Raw genomic sequence first — 17,224 nt, forward strand, 5'->3', positions numbered from 1 at the left:
CTCTAACTGCTTTTGGGGGGTGTGATGGGTCTGCCGGACGACTATCGGCTCATGGCCCGGATCCGCCGGTTCGAGGAGCGGCTGGCCGCCCTCAAGGACGACGGCGAGATCCCGGGTTCGATCCACCTGTGCAACGGCCAGGAGGCGATCCCGGTCGGTGCCTGCCGGGCGCTACGCGACGGCGACCACGTGACCGCCACCTACCGGGGCCACGGCTGGGCGGTCGCCAGGGGCGTGGACATGGTCGGGCTCTTCGCCGAGATGATGGGGCGCGACTCCGCCCTCTGCGGCGGTCGGGCCGCCTCGCCGTACCTGTCCGACCCGAGTCGCTGGTTCGTCGGGGAGAACTCCATCGTCGGCGCCGGGGTGCCGGTCGCCGCCGGCGCCGCGCTCACCGCGCAGCGCACGGGCAGCGGCGCGGTCTCGCTGGTCAGCATCGGCGACGGCGCGATGAACCAGGGCAACGTCCACGAGGCGATCAACCTCGCCGCCGTGCTGGACCTGCCGCTGGTGCTGGTCGTGGAGAACAACGTCTACTCCGAGATGTCCCGGATCGAGGACATGGTCCGCGTTCGCCAGCTCGCCGAACGCGCCGCCGGGTACGGCATCCCCGGCCGGGTCGTCGACGGCAACGACGCCGACGCCGTGGCCGAGGCCGTCACCGAGGCCGTCACCCGGGCCCGCGAGGGCGCCGGACCCTCCATCGTGGAGGCCATGACCGAACGGCTGGTCGGCCACTACAGCGGCGACGTGCAGCACTACCGGCCGGCCGGCGAGATCGCCGCCGCCCGCGGCCGCGAGCCCCTGGCCCGGATCCGGCAGGCCGCCGACCCCGCGCTCACCGCCCGGCTCGACGCCATCGACGCCGAGGTGGCCGCCGAGGTCGAGGCCGCCGTCACCGCCGCCCGCGCCGTGCCGTTCCCGGACCCGGCGACCGCCAAGGAGCACGTCCATGTCTGAGTCCCTGCGCTACATCCAGGCCGTCAACGCCGCGCTCACCTGGGCCCTGGACAGCCGCGACGACACCGTCTACTTCGGTGAGGACGTCGCCCTGCCCGGTGGGCCGTTCGGCGCCACGAAGGGGCTGCACAAGCGGTTCGGCTCCGCCCGCATCTTCGACACCCCGATCTCCGAGACCGGCTTCCTCGGCATGGCCCTCGGGGCGGCGATGACCGGCCTGCGCCCGATCGCCGAGATCATGTACGCCGACTTCTCGTTCGTGGCGATGGACCAGTTCGTCAACCAGATCTCCACCGTCCACTACTCCAGCAACGGCCGGTGGAAGGCCCCGCTGGTGATCCGGATGCAGCAGGGCTACTCACCCGGCGCCTGCGCCCAGCACTCCCACTCGCCGGAGGCGTACTTCGCGCACACCCCCGGCCTGCGGGTCGCGCTGCCGGCCACCCCCGACGACGCGTACCAGATGCTGCGCACCGCCGTGGTCAGCGACGATCCGGTGGTCGTCGCCGAGGCGCGGATGCTCTACCCGACGCGCGGGCCCGTGCGCACCGACGCCCCGGTCGAACCCGTCGGCGGTGCCCGCGTGGTCCGACCGGGCGACGACGTCACCGTGGTCGCCTGGTCCCGGATGGTCGGCGCCGCCCTCGACGCGGCGGGTGAGCTGGCCGAGGAGGGCATCGAGGCCGAGGTGATCGACCTGCGCTGGCTCAACCCGCTCGACTTCGACACCGTCGCCGCCTCGGTGGCGCGCACCGGCCGGCTGGTCGTCGCCCACGAGGCGAACCTGACCGGCGGGTTCGGCGCGGAGATCGCCGCCCGGGCCGCCGCCGAGTGCTTCGCCGACCTGCGCGCCCCGGTCGCCCGGGTGGCCACCCCCGACGTGCCGATGCCCGCCGCCCCGGCCCTGCAGGCCGCGGTGGTGCCCGAGGCCGCCGACGTGGTGGCGGCGGTACGCCGGACGGTCCGTCCGTGACCGTCGACGCCCCGCCGGCCGGGCTGCTGGCCGGTCGGCGGGTGGTCGTCGTCGGCGGCGCCTCCGGCATCGGCCTGGCCACCGTCCGGGCCGCGGCCGACGCCGGCGCGTCGGTGGCCGTGCTCGACGCCGACGGCGACGGCGCGGCCAGAGCCGCCGAGCAGGCCCGCGGCGGCGGGGCGAGCGCCTGCGCCCGGCAGGTCGACGTGACCGTCGAGGCCGAGGTCGCCGCCGCTCTCGACGACGCCGCCGCCGAACTCGGCGGGATCGACGCCGTGCTGCACGTGGCGGGCGTCATGCGCGGGCAGGGCCTGGACGTGCGGGAGGTCAGCGCCGAACTCTGGGCCCACGTGATCGCCGTCAACCTGACCGGACCGTTCCTCGTCGCCAAGCACGCCGTGCGACACCTCGCCGACCGCTCGGGTGTCCTCGTGCTCGTCGGGTCGAAGGCGGGCGTACAGAACGGATCCGGGTCGGTACCCTACGGCGCGAGCAAGGGAGGGCTGCACGGCCTGGCGCTCACCCTGGCCCGACAACTCCGTCCGCACGGGATCCGTGTGCACGCGCTCTGCCCCGGCGACATCGACACGCCGCTGATGCGCAGGTCGTTGGCCGAGGCACGGGCCAACGGCGCGGACGGGGACCGGGTCGCGGAGATCGAGGCCGCCCTTGGTCGGCCGGAGGACGTCGCGTCCACGCTGGTCCTGCTGGCATCGCCGGTCAGCGACGGTGTCGTGGGCACCGTCCACACCGGCTGAGCAGCCAATCCGAGGGCGGCGACGACGTGGAGGCGACAAGGTGATCGGCATCATCGGACCGGAGGACTCGATCCGGCTCGTCCAGGAGGTCTCCGCCGGGGAGGGGCGCGCCGGGGACCTCACGGCCCGCGCCTACACCCGACCCGAGCAGGCACCCGAGCTGGCCCGCGAACTCGACGAGCTGTGCCAGGTGCTGCTGTTCACCGGGCGCATCCCGCACGCCTTCGCGGCCTCCGCCGGAGGGCTGCGCGCCGAGATCGACTACATGCCGCACGCCGGCATCGATCTCTACCGCACGCTGTCGCGGATGCTGCTGGCCAACGGTGGACGGCTGCCCACGGTCAGCGTGGACACCATCGAGGCCGACACCGTCCGGGAGACCTACCACGACATCGAGCTGACCCCGCCCACCGAGATCCTGCCCATCGCCGACTCCTCCGGCCTGCTCTTCTCCGGCCTCGACGAGATCGTCGCCTTCCACCGGGAACGGTACGCCTCCGGGGCCGTCGAGGCGTGCCTGACGTGCCTCGGCGCGGTCCACCGGGACCTGCGCGAGAGCGGCGTGCCGGTCTGGCGTGTCGAACACACCCGCGCCTCGGTCCGCGACGCCCTGCGCCGGGCCTGGCTCGCCGCGGAGATCCGGCAGTCCCGGGCCACCCAGATCGCGGTGATGATGATCGAGGTGGCCGAGCAGGCCGGTCGCGGGCACGACCCGTACCAGGTGGAACGGCAGCGGCTGCGGCTGCGCGAGGCGCTGCTGGAGCACGCCGAGCGGATGCGGGGCAGGCTGAGCACGATCGACGACCGGACGCTGCTGATCACCACCACCCGGGGCACCGTGGAGAGCGCCATCGCCCGACAGCGCTCCGGCCACGCGACGCTGCTCACCCTGCGCGGCGTCGACGTCGAGCACACCGTCGGCTTCGGCGCCGGCACCACCATCGCCGCCGCCGAGGACAACGCCCGCAAGGCGCTGGCGCTCGGCCGTGCCAGCGGCGACACCCACGTGGTCTTCCCCGACGGGGAGATCTACTCCAGCCGCCAGAGCCCGGTCAAGCAACGGCTGCGCGAGACCGCCTCCGGGGTGCTGCGCATCTCCGAGCAACTGCGGCTCGGGCCGTTGTCGACCCGCCGGCTGCTCGAGGCGCTGCACCAGACGGACCCGAACGAGGTGACGGCGCGGGGCCTGGCCGACGCGTACGGGGTGGAGGTCCGCTCGGCCCGCCGGCTGCTCAACTCCCTGCGTGCCGCGGGCTACGCCGAGGAGATCGGTGTGCACGTCAGCACCGGCGCGGGCCGGCCGCAGACCGTCTACCGGGTGGAGATGCAGCGGCTGTTCGACGAGATCGGCGGTGGCGTGTGAGGTTCGAACCCACCTTCCTGGTCACCGCGACGTTCGCCGCCGACGCCGCCGTCCGGCGCGAACCCCACCGGCAGGCGCACCTCGCCCGCGTCGAGGCCCTGCTCGCCGACGGCACCGCCCTGCTCGCCGGGGCCCGGGCCGACCTCGGCGCCTCCGTCCTCGTCCTGCGGGCCGCCGACGCCGGCGCCGCCCGCGAGCTGTGCGAACAGGATCCCTACTGGCGGCACGGGGTGTGGACGGCCATCGAGGTGGCCGACTACCTGGCCGCCGTCCCGCCACCTGACGGAAGGTCATGATGTCGCAGTACCGCCAGATCACCGGAATCCGGGTGCGGGGCGCCGCGTCCGCGCCGTACGCCGCCCAGCTGCTGACCCAGGCATGGGGGGAGAATCCCGAGGGGGTCACGGTCGACCTCGACGTCGACCCGGCGCTTCCCGAGGGCGGCTACCGCATCGAGGTGCCCGGACAGGGCGACATCCGGCTCACCGGCGACCCCTTCGCCGGCCTGATCTACGCCGCTAGGGAGCTGACCGACCTGGCCACACCGGCCGGTCTTCCCCTGGGCGTGCGCACCGGGACGCCCGGGCTGCCACTGCGGACACTGTGGACCTGGGACCACTCCACCAACTGGGACCTGCGCCAGCTCGGCCAGCAGGAGATCGGCGCGCTCAACCCGTACGCCAAGTCCGCCGACGCCTTCGGCGCCGACTACCGCCGGCTGGTCGACTTCTGCAGCCGCGAGCGGATCGGCGGCATCGTGGTCTACGGGCTGCTGCGCGACGCCCACGGCGGCGTCGAGGCGGCCCGCGAGCTGTGCGAGTACGCCAACGCCCGGGGCGTGCGCATCATCGCCGGCATCGGCGTCAACGCCTACGGCGGCATCTACTTCGACGGCCGGCACCGCTACAACCTCGCCACCTGGCTGCGCCAGCGGCCCGACCTGGCCGCCGAGCTGCCGAAGAAGGTCGGCTTCGACATCGACGACTTCGGCGACCTGCACTTCCCGGCCAGCGAGTACATGATGGCCGCCTGCCCCTCGCAGCCGGACAACCTCGCCTGGCACCGGGACGCCGTCGACTGGCTGCTGGACACCCTGCCCATCGGGGGGATCAACTTCGAGACCGGCGACTACGGCAGCTGCGCCTGCCAGCGCTGCGCGGCCCGCACCGGAGGCGAGCGCACCTCCTGGTCGTACGAGGCGATGCGGTCGGTCTACCCCACCCTGCTGGAGACCGCCCGCCGCAAGGGCCCGGCGGGGGTGCCGCTGCGGCACCTGGTCGAGGTCTACTGGGACAACATCCTCGACCTCGACGCGCAGAAGCCGCTGGCCGAGCTGCCCGACGACGTGGCCTACCAGTACTGCGTCAACCGGGGCTTCTGGTACGACAACCGGCACCGGCTCACCGCCGCACACGTCGAGCGGCTCCCGCACACCACAAACGTGCTGCGCACCCACGCCGGCTCGCAGTGGAACCGGCAGCGGCACTCCTGGGTGCCCGAGATGTACGCCGACATGGGTATCCGGGCCGGCGGCGCGGGGATGCGTGGACTGACGATCTTCGCCGAGGCGTCGGCGTACCACCCGACCAACGAGATCAGCTATCTGGCGTACGCCCGCTTCACCTGGAATCCCGACCTGGCCTGGGCGGACTTCTGGCGCGACGAGGTGGCTCCCCGCTTCGGCGGCGCGGCCGAGGCCGAGGCGTTCCGCGACGGGGCGGCCGTGCTGGACGACAGCTCGGCGACGGCGGCCGCCCTCGTCGCGGTCCGCGGGGACGCCCTGGCGATGGTCGCCGCCACCGGTGGCGAGGTGCAGCGCCGGTGGCTGTGGCTGGCCGAGCGGGCCACCCGCCACGCCCACTCCGCCGGCTGATCCCGCCACCCGCCGCCGGCTGGCCCGACCGGCCTCCCCGCACCCCGCGAGGCCGGTCAGGACCTCCGGTTCCGGTTGGCAGAGGCCGGCGTCGGGCGGACGCGGTCGCGTGGAAGTCCTCCAGGTTCGTCGGCGTCGGTCGCGCACTGACGGGTTCGCCGCCCCGGTGGTCAGTCGCCCCAGGCGTTGGAGTCCAGGAGCGCGTCCCAGGTCAGGTAGGGCAGCTCGGGGTGGCGCTGGTGCAGGATCTCGCCGGGGAGGGTGGCTGCCGGGGCCTTGCGGGGGTTGGCCAGCGCCTGCCCGACGATCGCGTCGGTGACGGCCCGGGCGCCGCCGAGGCGGGGAAGGAGCCGGTGGACGCGGTCGGCGTACTCGGAGGGCACCGGGCTGTTGGTGCCCAGGAGGTCGATGCTGATCCCGGTCTGGGCGATGCCGATCTCCGGCGGCCGGCGCCGCTGGAAGACGGGTGAGTCGCGGAAGCTGCGCGTGGTGTGCATGGCGATCGCGTCCCACACCGTGTCGACCCGGTGGTCGGTGACACCCCGTTGTTCGAGGAAACGGGCGGCGAAGTCGGCGCCGTCCATCTCGAACCGCTGGTCGGAGTTGGCGTGTGCCGTCAGGCCCATGTCGTGCAGGGCACAGATCAGGAAGACGATCTCCTCGTCGTAGTCGCGGCCGGGCCGCCGGCCGGCGCGCGCTGCGGCCTCGCGGGCGAACAGGAAGCTGCGCAGGCTGTGGTTGCGCAGGTATGCCTCCTGCGCCTCGTCGATCAGCCGGGCCGCCTCGCGGGTCAGCCGGGTCGACGGGAAGGACAGGTCGCCGTCGGCTCCGCCGTGGGCGGCGGCCGCAGCGGTGGGCGCCAGCCCGGTGAGGATGCCGGCGCCGGCGGCCAGGCCGGCGCCGAGGGCGGTTCGCCGCGAGAGGGAAGGTGTCACGGGTACCTCATCTTTCGGGTGTCGGGTGTGCGGACCGGAAGCGTTGGCGGTACTCGGCCGGGGTAATGCCGATGCCGCGCAGGAACGCGCGGCGCATGCTGTCGTCCGAGCCGAAGCCGCAGGCGCGGGCGATGCGGGTCACGCCGTCGTGGGTGGCTTCGAGCAGGGTCTTCGCGGCCTCCACCCGGACCTGCTCGACGTATCGGAGGGGGGTCGTTCCGACCGTGTGGCGGAACAGGCGGGTGAGGTGCCGTTCGCTGACCGACGCGTGCGCCGCCATCGTGGCGAGCGTGTGCGGGGCGGCCGGGTCGGCGGCGACGGCGTCCAGCACGCGGCGCAGCGCGCTGCCGGGAACGGCCGTGGTGCTGCCGCGGACGGTGAACTGGGACTGGCCGCCGGGGCGGTGCAGGAAGACCACGAGGTACTTGGCGGTGGTGCGGGCGCGCTCCGGCCCGTGGTCCTCCTCGACCAGCGTCAACGTCAGGTCGATGCCCGCGGTCACGCCGGCCGAGGTGAACAGCGGACCGTCGCGCACGTAGAGGGCGTCGGGCCGGACGCGGACCGCGGGAAACCGCGCCGCGAGGTCGGCGCAGGCCGCCCAGTGCGTGGTGGCGCGGCGGCCGTCGAGCAGGCGCGCCGCCGCGAGCAGGAACGCGCCGGTGCAGATGGCCGCCGTACGGCGGGCGAGCCCGCTGAGGCGGGGGAGTTCGGCGACGAGGGCCGGGGGCGGCTGCGCCGTGGCGAGGGCGTAGCCGGGCACCAGGAGCGTGTCGAACCGGTGCCGCACCTGGTGCACGGGCAGCTCCACGTCGAGGGGTACGCCCACGTCGGTGCGCACCGCGCGACCGTCCACGGAGGCCAGCCGGACCCGGTAGCCGCCGCTGCCGTGCAACACCTGCACGGGTCCGGCCACGTCGAGCAGCACGACGCCGTCGTGCACCACCACGACCACCTCGCGGGTCCGGGCGATCTCCACACCAGCAGTCTGGTCACCTCCTCGCGGCCTCGACAAGGACGGCCGGGCCGCACATCCGGACATCGGGGATGCCCCCGGCGCCGGTGACGAGCAGCCCCGGGAGCGGCCATCCGGCCGGCCGCGCCCTTGCGCGGATGCGCCTGGAGCAGGTATATATTCAGGACCGTAAATAGTAAAGTTTATTTAGTATTGGAGGTGGACGCGTTGCGGAAGCGGTTGAGCAAGCTCCTCGTCGGCGGTGCGGTCGGTCTGCTGGCCGTGGCGACGGCGCTGACCGTGGCCCCCGCCGCACATTCCTCCGTCGGGCAGGACGAGGCGTGCCGGCCGGACGGGCTGTACCGGACGCCAGGCGCGGCGGTGCCGTACTGCACCGTCTACGACACCGACGGCCGGGAGAAGCTGGGCGCCGACCATTCCCGGCGCATCATCGGCTACTTCACCAGTTGGCGCACCGGACGCAACGGCGCCCCGGCGTACCTGGCCAGCCAGATCCCCTGGGACAAGGTCACCCACATCAACTACGCCTTCGCCCACGTCGACGCGGGCAACAGGATCTCGGTCGGCAACCCGAAGGCGGCGGACAACCCGGCCACCAACATGACCTGGCCGGGCGTCGCCGGTGCCGAGATGGATCCGCAGTACGCCTACACCGGGCACTTCAACCTGCTCAACAAGTACAAGAAGCAGAACCCGAACGTGCGTACGCTGATCAGCGTCGGCGGCTGGGCCGAGACCGGCGGCTACTTCGACGACAACGGCGACCGGGTCGACGCGGGCGGCTTCTACCGGATGACCACCACCGGCAGCAACACCGTCAACACCGCCGGCATCGCCACCTTCGCCGACTCCGTGGTCGCCTTCCTGCGCACCTACGGCTTCGACGGGGTGGACATCGACTACGAGTACCCCACCTCCAACAACAAGGCCGGCAACCCCCTCGACTTCGCCCAGGCGGACGCCAAGCGGGCCGGGCTCAACGCCTCCTACCAGGTGCTGATGAAGACGCTGCGGGAGAAGCTCGACGCGGCTGCCGCCACCGACGGCAAGCACTACCTGCTCACGGTGGCCGCACCCGCCTCGGGGTGGCTGCTGCGGGGGATGGAGTCCTCGCAGGCCTTGCGGTACCTCGACTACGTCAACATCATGTCGTACGACCTGCACGGGTCCTGGAACCACCATGTCGGCCCGAACGCCGCCCTCTACGACAACGGCGACGACGCCGAGCTGGCCGCCGGCGGCGTCTACGGCACCTACGGCAACATCGGCTACCTCAACACCGACTGGGCCTACCACTACTTCCGTGGCGCGCTGCCCAGCGGGCGGGTCAACATCGGCGTCCCCTACTACACGCGCGGCTGGCAGGGCGTCACCGGCGGCACCAACGGGCTGTGGGGCCGCGCCGCACTGCCGGACCAGACCAAGTGCCCGCCGGGCACCGGCTCCTCGATCGGCTCCACCACCCCCTGTGGAAACGGCGCGGTCGGCATCGACAACCTCTGGCACGACCTGGACGGCGCCGGCGGGGAGGTGCCAGCCGGGGCGAACCCGATGTGGCACGCCAAGAACCTGGAACGGGGCATCACCCCGGACTACCTGTCCGCGTACGGCCTCACGCCGGCCACCGACCCGACCGACCGGATCAGCGGCAGCTACGCCCGCCACTACTCCGCCGCGCTGGTCGCGCCCTGGCTGTGGAACGCGCAGAAGGGCGTCTTCCTCTCCACCGAGGACGAGCAGTCCCTCGGCGCCAAGGCGGACTACGTGGTGGACAAGGGCATCGGCGGCGTGATGATCTGGGAACTCGCCGGTGACTACGCGTACGACCAGGCCAAGGGCCAGTACGGCATGGGCGAGACGCTCACCACCCTGCTCTACGACAAGTTCCGGACGGCGCCCGCGTACGGTGCCCGTCGCGCCGCCGTCACCCTGCCGACCCGGACCATCGACGTGACCGCCACGGTCGGGGGCTTCGCTCTCGGCGACAACAACTACCCGATCAACCCCGAACTGCGGCTCACCAACAACACCGGCAGCCCGATCCCGGCCGGGGCGCAGCTGGAGTTCGACTACCCGACCACCACACCGACCCTCACCCAGCAGTCCGGCTGGGCCCTGACCACCGTGTCCACGGGACACACCGGCAGTAACGTGGGCGGGCTCAGGGGCGACTACAACCGGGTGCGGCTCACCGTACCGGCCGCCATCGCCCCGGGCGCGTACGCGGAGGTGACCCTCAACTACCAGCTGCCGATCGCCGGGCCGGCCAACTTCACCCTCAGCTTCGGCGGGCAGACGTACTCGCTGGCCAGCGACCACGCCCGCGGGGCCGTGCCGGTCGACCCGACGCCCAGCCCGAGCACCCCGCCGGGCGGCGGGACCTGCGCCGCGCCGGCCTGGTCGGCGGGCACCGCGTACTCCGGCGGCGCGAGGGTGTCGCACGCCGGGCGCACCTGGAGCGCGAAGTGGTGGACGCAGGGCGACACCCCGGGCAGCGCCGCCGTCTGGGCCGACGAGGGGGCCTGCGCCGCCCCGCCGTCCCCGACGACCTCGCCCACGGTCTCCCCGACGGTCGACCCGACCCCGACCGGCGGCGCCTGCGCCGCGCCGGTCTGGTCGGCGGGCACCGCCTACGCCGGCGGCGCGGTGGTGTCCCACGAGCGTCACCGGTGGACCGCCCGGTGGTGGACCCAGGGTGATGTGCCGGGAGCCGACGCCCAGGGCGTCTGGACCGACAACGGTCCCTGCTGAACCCCGAGGGCGGGGCCGCCGGTGATCGGCGGCCCCGCCCGAACGACGGCCGCGTACCGGTGCAGACGGTGCGCGGCCGTCTCACGTCATCCCCGCCGCCGCTCGGCGTCAGCCGGCCGTCTGCGCGGTGGCGGTGCCGGGCCGGGCGGAGGCGGCCTCGGCGAGCGCGGTCCGGAGGACGTCGAGCAGCGGCCCGTCGGGGTGGTCGATCCAGTGCTGGATGGCGACGCGCAGGGAGGCCAGAAAGGTCGCCGCCAGGACCCGGGACCGCAGCTCCCGGTCGGGACCGGTCAACCGCTGAACGACATCGTCGGCGAGGTCGCGCTCGATGGCGGTGTAGGCCGCGATCTGGTGCGCGACGAGGCCCGGGTGCCCCCGTAGCTGACGGCGGTGCAGCAGCCAGGAGGGCGGGGCATTGCCGTACGCCTCGACGGCGAGGCGCTCGGCGGCCCCGCTCAGCACGGCCCACGGCGGCGCGTCGGCCGGCTGCCGGCGGACCAGCTCCAGCAGCCGGCGCAGCCGTACGGCGTCGCCGTGGAAGACCGCCTCCTCCTTGCTGGAGAAGTAGTTGGAGAACGTCCGGCGGGAGACGTTCGCGGCGTCGGCGATGGCCTCCACGGTGACCCGGTCGAGCCCGTGCTCGGTGGCGAGGCGCAGGGCCGCCTCGTGCAGGGCGAGCCGGGTGGCCGCCTTCTTGCGCTCCCGCAGGCCGGTGGTCTCCTCCATGGGCGACAGCCTACGGGCCGGTGACTCAGTTCTCATCGGGCAAACTTGCACTTTGAGCAAGATCGGCAGATGCTTGTGTGCGGCAACCATCTGCGACAAGGGAGGCGGCGTGGAAACTGCCGGCCGCGAACTCGGTGCGAGGCTGTCCGAGCTGATCAGGAGCGTACGGTTGATCAAACGGCACCGGGCGGACGTCCGGCCGGCCGTGCCCGTCGGCCTCGCCGGTCTCCTCATGCAGATCGAGAAGCTGCCCGCCGACTGCCACGCCCGCGAACTGGCGGCCCGCAGCGGACTCGACCCGTCGACCGTCAGCCGCGCCGTCGCCTCGCTCGTCAGCCACGGCCTGGTCGAGCGGCGCGCCGACCCCGCCGACAAGCGGGCCAGCCTGCTGACCGTCACCCCGGCCGGGCGGGCCGCCCTGACCGACACCTACGACTGGTACGGCCGGATCCTCGACACCGCGCTCGCCGACTGGACCCCCGCGGAGGTGGTGGCGTTCGCCACCGCGCTCGGCCGGTTCACCCGCGACATCGAGACCGTCCTCGGACACCACGACACCCTGGAGGCCGCGCGATGAGCGCACCCACCACCACGGCCGGCGACGCGCCGATGACACACCGGCAGACGCTGGAGGCCCTCAGCGGCCTGCTGCTGGTGCTGTTCGTCGCGATGCTGAGCGGCACCGTCGTCTCGACGGCGCTGCCGAACATCATCGGCGCGTTGAACGGGTCGCAGACCCAGTACACCTGGGTGGTCACCGCCACCCTGCTCACCGCGACCGCGACCACCCCGATCTGGGGCAAGCTCGCCGACCTGTTCAACAAGAAGCTCCTCGTCCAGGTCGCCATCGTCGTCTTCCTGGTCGGCTCGGTGATCGCCGGCTTCGCCCAGACGGCCGGCCAGCTCATCGCCGCCCGCGCGTTCCAGGGCATCGGCGTCGGCGGCCTCCAGGCCCTCGTCCAGGTCGCCATCGCCGCGATGATCCCGCCCCGGGAGCGCGGCCGGTACAACGGCTACCTCGGTGGCGTCATGGCGGTGGCGACGGTCGGCGGCCCGCTGCTGGGCGGGCTCATCGTCGACACGTCCTGGCTCGGCTGGCGCTGGTGCTTCTTCGTCGGGGTCCCCGTCGCCGCCATCGCGCTGGTCCTCCTCCAGTTCACCCTGCGCCTGCCGACGGTCCGTCGCGAGAACGTGAAGATCGACTACCTGGGCGCGGCCCTGATCGCCGCCGGCGTCAGCGTGCTGCTCATCTGGATCTCCTTCGTCGACGACTCGTTCGCCTGGGCCTCCTGGCAGACCGCCGCCATGGTGGGCGGCGCCGTCGCGCTGCTCGCCCTGGCCGTCTGGGTGGAGTCCCGGGCCGACGAGCCGGTCGTCCCGCTCGACCTCGTCCGCCAGCGGACCACCGCCCTGGCCATCCTGGGCAGCCTGGCGGTCGGCATGGCCATGTTCGGCGGTGCCGTCTTCCTCGGCCAGTACTTCCAGATCGGCCGCGGCTACAGCCCGACCGAGGCCGGGCTGCTCACCATCCCGATGATGGCCGGCGTCCTCGGATCGTCGATCATCGCCGGCCGGTTGATCACGAAGACCGGGAAGATCAAGCCGTACATCGTGTTCGGCGCGGTCGTGCTCGTCATCGGGTTCGCCATGCTCGGCACCATCGACCACGAGACCTCGCTGGTGCTGGTCGGCGTGGCCATGTTCATCGTCGGTGTCGGGGTCGGCATGACGATGCAGAACCTCGTCCTCGCCGTGCAGAACACCGTCTCGCTCCGCGACATCGGCGCGGCCAGCTCGACCGTCGCGTTCTTCCGCTCGCTCGGCGGCACGATCGGCGTCTCGGTGCTCGGCGCGGTCCTCGCCCGACGGGTGACCGACCAGATCACCACCGACCTCTCCGCCGCCGGCATCCCCACCTCCGGCAGCGCGGCGGCCGGCAGCCTGAACCTCGACGCCATGCCCGGCGCGGTCCAGCAGATCGTCCGCGCGGCGTACGGGGACGCCACCGGCCACATCTTCCTCATCTCCGCCGCGATCGCCGTCGTCGGCATCATCGCCGCGGTCCTGCTGAAGCCGGTCGGTCTGCGCAGCAGCCTGGATCTGCCCGACCCCGCCAGGTCGACGGCCGTGGCCGCCGACGCCGTCGACGGTGCTCCGGCCTTCGACCAGGTCACGGTGGACGCCGCCGGTCGGGAGGCGCCGGCACGCCGCTGACGCGCCACCATCGGCCAACGCAGGCCGCCACCGTCGGAAGCGGCGGTGGCGGCCTGCTGTCGTTGGGCGGGCGGCGTCACGGTCGCGCCGGCACCGACCGGTCGGGCACGGTCAGTGGACGGCGCCCCCCGTCGTCACCGGGTCGGTCTCGTTGTTGCAGTTCGGGAACAGGTTGTCCCACAGATCCGACTCCCTGTCCCTGCTCAGGCAGCCCGAGGTGCCGGGTGGCAGGACCAGGCCGCCCCCGCGGGCGACCGACAGGTCGCCGACCGAGGACGCGGCGACGGTACGGCTGTGGGAATCGTCGGCCGCCAGCCCGGCGACCGCGGGTGATCCGAGCGCCGTGAACAGCAGTGCTCCCGGAACGAGGAGCCGTGTGACGAGGCGAGCTTCGACTACCGTCCGCATGTGACCTCCCTGGAGTCGTCCGTCGGATGCTGCGAGCGTGATCCAGGCGGGAGGCGAGGTCAACACCATCGCGGTAACGAGCGAGTCACACTCGCCCGGAGGCCATGCGTACTGGTCGATCCGCTGTCGTCGCCACGGCCGTCGACGGTGTTCCGCCGAGGGTGCTCGGCGCCCGGCCGGAGGGGCGTCGCGGAAGCAGTGCCGGCGGGCCGCGCACCGCCACTTCGAGACTACGTAGGGTGGTGGAGGGCGGTGTGCTTCCAGCCTGACGGGAGGAAGCGGACGACGATCCGATGCCAGCGTCTTGCCTGTGGTAGAAAGCCCGGGTGGCCACCATGCGATTCCAGCTCCTGGGGCCGCTCGAGGTTCGGACCGACGACCGGTCCGTGCCGCTCGGCACGGTCAAGCAGCGGTTGCTCTGCGCGGCCCTGCTGCTGAACCCGAACGAGGTGCTGCCCACCGAACACCTCGCCGAGATGCTGTGGGACGAACCGCGCCCGGCGTCCGCCGCGGCCAACCTGAGGACGTACGCCCACGGGCTGCGCCAGGCCCTGCGCGACCAGTCGGACGGCGCGAGCCGGCTGCACACCGGCACCGGCGGCTATCTGCTCGCGGTGCGCCCCGGTGAGCGTGACCTCGACGAGTTCGAGGAGTCGGCGCAGCAGGGCCGTGACGCCCGCGCCCGGGGCGACCTGCGTCAGGCCGAAGCGAGCATGGCCCACGCGCTCACCCTCTGGCGCGACTCGCCGCTCGCCGGGCTGCCCCTGCCCCGCACGATCGCAGTGCGTCTCGCGCGCCTGCACGAGCAACGGCTCATGGTCGAGGAGGAACTCGTCCAGGCCAAGTTGGACCTGGGGGCCTCCGCCGAACTGGTCGGGCGGTTACGTGAGCACGTCGAGACCCATCCGCTGCGGCAACGCGGCTGGGGCCAGCTGATGACCGCGCTCTACCGCACGGGCGACGTCGCCGGCGCCGTCGACGCGTACCTGCGGGCCCGCCGGGTGCTCGCCGACCAACTCGGCATCGATCCCAGCCCCTGGATTGAGGCCCTCTACCGTGACATCCTCGACCACAGCCCGCATCTGACCGGCGAGCCGCAGCGGTCGCTGCCCACGCGCGTCGTGGTCCGTGGGCTGCCACCGGCTGTGGAGACCTTCGTCGGCCGGCGAGCCGAGTTCGACGTCGTACGGGGCTGGCTGAACGAGTCGACGACGAGCCCGGTCGTGGCGTTGCACGGCCCGGGAGGGGCCGGCAAGTCGGCGCTGGCCGTCCGGATCGCGCAACACCTCGCCGACCGGTACCCGGGTGGCACCCTCTACGTGGACCTCCAGGGATCGGACGTCGACCTGCCACCCCTGCGGCCCGTCGACGTCCTCGGCCGGTTCCTCCGCGCGCTCGGCGTACCGGGCGGCGCCGTGCCGTCCGACGTCGGTGAGGCAGCCGCCGCCTACCGGTCGGAGATCGCGGGCCGCAACGTGCTCGTCGTTCTCGACAACGCCCGCGACGCCGCCCAGGTCAGGGCGCTGCTGCCGGCGGACGAGACGTGCGGCGTGGTGGTGACGAGCCGGCGGATGCTCGCCACGTTGCCCAACGGCCGGCACCTGGCCGTGGGGCTGCTGTCCGGCACGGAGGCGGTCGAGCTGCTCGCCGCCGAGTGCGGCGCCGACCGGGTGGCGGCCGAACCTGACACGGTGATCCGACTGATGGAACTCTGCGGCCTGTTGCCGCTGGCGATCCGCATCGTCGGCGCCCGACTGGCGAGTCGGCCGGGCTGGCCGATCGCCCGCCTGGTCGAGCGTCTCGCCGATCCGGGGCTGCGCCTCAACGAACTGGAGTTCGACGACCTCAGCGTCCGGCCGTCCATCGCGCTCACCTACGCCGCCCTCGGCGACGGCGGCGCCCGCGGGGAACTCTGCGCTCGGGCCTTCCGGTTGATCGGCGGCACCCGCCTGCCCACCCTCACCAGCCGCGCCGTCGCCGCCCTTCTCGGCGAGCCGCCCGCGCTCGCCGAGAGCGTCCTCGAGCGGCTCGCCGACGAGCGGTTGGTGGAGCCCCGCGAACCGGGCGTCTACGGCATTCACGACCTGGTCCGGCTGTACGCCGTCGAACGGGCCGAGGACGAGCCGGCGGACGACCGGGAGGCCGCGCTGCGGCGGTTGCTGGAGATGTACGTGCAGGGCGCCCGGGAACTCGAGCGGATGACCAACGCGGGTTGGGCGCCGACCGGAGCCGGTCACCAGGACCGACCCGCCTGGCAGGAACTGCCGGAGGACCCCGCGCAGGCGGCCCGGTGGCTGGCCGAGGAGCACCTCAACCTGCTGGCCGCCTTCCGGCAGGGATGCGACTCCTCCGCCGGGACGGCGAAGCTCGCCGCCGGGCTGGCCTGGGCGAGCGTCGCCTCGCTGCGGCGGCATGGCTACCTCCAGGAGGCCCTCACCCTCGTCGACGGCGCCGCCGCCACCACCGAGCGGCTGGGCCTCACGCTCGAACACTGTGCCGCGCTGTTCTATCGGGCGGCGTTCAACAAGGGCACCGCCGCCCCGGCTGTGGTCGAAGCGGATCTGCTGCGCTGCCTCGATCTGCTCCAGTCGCTCGAGGACCGGGATCGGATCTCCACCTGCCTGGAGGCTCTCGGCAACCTGCGCCACCGGATGGGCGACGTGTCGGGCGCTCTCAGGTACCACGACGAGGCGCTCGCGCTGCGCCGGGAGTCGGGTCGACCCCTCATGATCGGCGCGACCCTGAGCAACTCCGCGCAGGTGCGCCTCTCGGCGGGAGCCGAGAAGGAGGCGTTCGCGGACGTCGAGGAGGCGCTGCGCATCGCCCGCGACATCGACGCCGTCGGCCTGGAGGGCGCCGCCCTCAGCATGCGGGGCCAACTGCTGTGCCGCACCGAGCGCTGGCCCGAGGCCCGCGAGTGCCTTGGCGAGGCGCTGGTCGCCACCGAACGATCCGGCGACCTGCCGTCGCGCTGCGAGGCGCTGCTGTCCCGCGCGGCGGCCCACCTCCGGCTCGGAGACCACGCCGCCGCCGCCCGCGACGCCGACGAGGCGGGGACGGTGGCCGTCCGGATCGGCGATCGCTACCTGCTGGCCGTCGCGCGACAGGCACGGGGCCGGATCGCCGACGCGGCCGGGGACCGCAGCGTCGCGTCGGCCCTCGAAGCCGAGGCGCGGGATCTGGCCGGTTCCCTGACCGGCTACCGGGAGCCGCAGTACGTCGAGTTCTTCGGCCAGCTCTGACCTTCCACGGCCGCCGCCGTCGCGGGGCCGAGCCGCCGAGGCGTGGGA

14 protein-coding genes are annotated in these 17,224 nt (G+C 73.2%); 10 read left to right on the plus strand and 4 right to left on the minus strand.

The annotated features are described in order from the left end of the window. Positions 1 to 24: 24 nt before the first annotated feature. Genes ACFHW0_RS25675 through ACFHW0_RS25700 form a run of 6 tightly spaced genes read left to right on the plus strand, consistent with a single transcriptional unit; the run spans position 25 to position 5,927 of the window. Positions 25 to 960 (plus strand): thiamine pyrophosphate-dependent dehydrogenase E1 component subunit alpha, encoded by a 936-nt coding sequence (locus tag ACFHW0_RS25675; RefSeq protein ID WP_416611557.1) that lies wholly within the window; start codon positions 25 to 27, stop codon positions 958 to 960. After that, the gene (locus tag ACFHW0_RS25680; RefSeq protein ID WP_416611559.1) at positions 953 to 1,933 is read left to right on the plus strand and encodes an alpha-ketoacid dehydrogenase subunit beta; all 981 of its coding nucleotides are present in this window, start codon (positions 953 to 955) and stop codon (positions 1,931 to 1,933) included. The genes ACFHW0_RS25675 and ACFHW0_RS25680 overlap by 8 nt, the downstream gene beginning before the upstream one ends. After that, entirely contained in the window at positions 1,930 to 2,691 is a 762-nt protein-coding gene (locus tag ACFHW0_RS25685) for an SDR family NAD(P)-dependent oxidoreductase (RefSeq protein ID WP_416611561.1), read from the plus strand. Before ACFHW0_RS25680 ends, ACFHW0_RS25685 begins: the two co-directional genes overlap by 4 nt. Positions 2,692 to 2,731: 40 nt before the next feature. Next, on the plus strand, positions 2,732 to 4,054 hold the full coding sequence (locus ACFHW0_RS25690) for a hypothetical protein (RefSeq protein WP_416611564.1): 1,323 nt from the start codon (positions 2,732 to 2,734) through the stop codon (positions 4,052 to 4,054). Next, positions 4,051 to 4,350, plus strand: coding sequence for a YciI family protein (locus tag ACFHW0_RS25695; protein ID WP_416611565.1), 300 nt, complete (start codon positions 4,051 to 4,053; stop codon positions 4,348 to 4,350). Before ACFHW0_RS25690 ends, ACFHW0_RS25695 begins: the two co-directional genes overlap by 4 nt. After that, on the plus strand, positions 4,350 to 5,927 hold the full coding sequence (locus ACFHW0_RS25700) for a hypothetical protein (protein WP_416611567.1): 1,578 nt from the start codon (positions 4,350 to 4,352) through the stop codon (positions 5,925 to 5,927). Before ACFHW0_RS25695 ends, ACFHW0_RS25700 begins: the two co-directional genes overlap by 1 nt. A gap of 170 nt (positions 5,928 to 6,097) precedes the next feature. Here ACFHW0_RS25700 and ACFHW0_RS25705 read toward each other — a convergent pair whose 3' ends face one another. Both ACFHW0_RS25705 and ACFHW0_RS25710 read right to left on the minus strand, forming a co-directional pair. Then, on the minus strand, positions 6,098 to 6,862 hold the full coding sequence (locus tag ACFHW0_RS25705; protein WP_416611569.1) for an HD domain-containing protein: 765 nt from the start codon (positions 6,860 to 6,862) through the stop codon (positions 6,098 to 6,100). A gap of 7 nt (positions 6,863 to 6,869) precedes the next feature. After that, positions 6,870 to 7,838: a GlxA family transcriptional regulator gene (locus ACFHW0_RS25710; RefSeq protein ID WP_416611571.1), complete on the minus strand. Its 969-nt coding sequence runs from the start codon at positions 7,836 to 7,838 to the stop codon at positions 6,870 to 6,872. Between the two features lie 195 nt (positions 7,839 to 8,033). Here ACFHW0_RS25710 and ACFHW0_RS25715 point away from each other — a divergent pair, with 195 nt between their 5' ends. After that, positions 8,034 to 10,586, plus strand: a complete 2,553-nt coding sequence (locus tag ACFHW0_RS25715; RefSeq protein WP_416611573.1) for a glycosyl hydrolase family 18 protein — start codon at positions 8,034 to 8,036, stop codon at positions 10,584 to 10,586. Between the two features lie 108 nt (positions 10,587 to 10,694). On the opposite strand, the gene ACFHW0_RS25720 is transcribed toward ACFHW0_RS25715, so the two are convergent. Next, on the minus strand, positions 10,695 to 11,312 hold the full coding sequence (locus ACFHW0_RS25720) for a TetR/AcrR family transcriptional regulator (protein WP_416611576.1): 618 nt from the start codon (positions 11,310 to 11,312) through the stop codon (positions 10,695 to 10,697). A gap of 109 nt (positions 11,313 to 11,421) precedes the next feature. Here ACFHW0_RS25720 and ACFHW0_RS25725 point away from each other — a divergent pair, with 109 nt between their 5' ends. Both ACFHW0_RS25725 and ACFHW0_RS25730 read left to right on the plus strand, forming a co-directional pair. Then, entirely contained in the window at positions 11,422 to 11,889 is a 468-nt protein-coding gene (locus ACFHW0_RS25725) for a MarR family winged helix-turn-helix transcriptional regulator (protein WP_416611578.1), read from the plus strand. Beyond that, positions 11,886 to 13,526 carry an MDR family MFS transporter gene (locus ACFHW0_RS25730; protein WP_416611580.1) on the plus strand — a complete coding sequence of 547 codons (1,641 nt, stop codon included), beginning with the start codon at positions 11,886 to 11,888 and terminating at the stop codon, positions 13,524 to 13,526. The genes ACFHW0_RS25725 and ACFHW0_RS25730 overlap by 4 nt, the downstream gene beginning before the upstream one ends. A 111-nt stretch (positions 13,527 to 13,637) precedes the next feature. On the opposite strand, the gene ACFHW0_RS25735 is transcribed toward ACFHW0_RS25730, so the two are convergent. Then, on the minus strand, positions 13,638 to 13,934 hold the full coding sequence (locus ACFHW0_RS25735; protein WP_416611582.1) for a hypothetical protein: 297 nt from the start codon (positions 13,932 to 13,934) through the stop codon (positions 13,638 to 13,640). A gap of 335 nt (positions 13,935 to 14,269) precedes the next feature. On the opposite strand from ACFHW0_RS25735, the gene ACFHW0_RS25740 reads away from it, so the two are divergent. Further along, positions 14,270 to 17,176 (plus strand): BTAD domain-containing putative transcriptional regulator, encoded by a 2,907-nt coding sequence (locus ACFHW0_RS25740; RefSeq protein WP_416611646.1) that lies wholly within the window; start codon positions 14,270 to 14,272, stop codon positions 17,174 to 17,176. The last annotated feature ends 48 nt before the right edge of the window (positions 17,177 to 17,224 follow it).

The sequence above is a fragment of the Micromonospora sp. LOL_025 genome, from assembly GCF_048060285.1.
GTDB lineage: Bacteria > Actinomycetota > Actinomycetes > Mycobacteriales > Micromonosporaceae > Micromonospora.

Coding starts and splice junctions, on each gene's coding strand:
- ACFHW0_RS25675 (WP_416611557.1), top strand. CDS start 25: ATGGGTCTGCCGGACGACTATCGGCTCATGGCCCGGATCCGCCGGTTC.
- ACFHW0_RS25680 (WP_416611559.1), top strand. CDS start 953: ATGTCTGAGTCCCTGCGCTACATCCAGGCCGTCAACGCCGCGCTCACC.
- ACFHW0_RS25700 (WP_416611567.1), top strand. CDS start 4,350: ATGTCGCAGTACCGCCAGATCACCGGAATCCGGGTGCGGGGCGCCGCG.
- ACFHW0_RS25720 (WP_416611576.1), bottom strand. CDS start 11,312: ATGGAGGAGACCACCGGCCTGCGGGAGCGCAAGAAGGCGGCCACCCGG.
- ACFHW0_RS25730 (WP_416611580.1), top strand. CDS start 11,886: ATGAGCGCACCCACCACCACGGCCGGCGACGCGCCGATGACACACCGG.
- ACFHW0_RS25735 (WP_416611582.1), bottom strand. CDS start 13,934: ATGCGGACGGTAGTCGAAGCTCGCCTCGTCACACGGCTCCTCGTTCCG.
- ACFHW0_RS25740 (WP_416611646.1), top strand. CDS start 14,270: ATGCGATTCCAGCTCCTGGGGCCGCTCGAGGTTCGGACCGACGACCGG.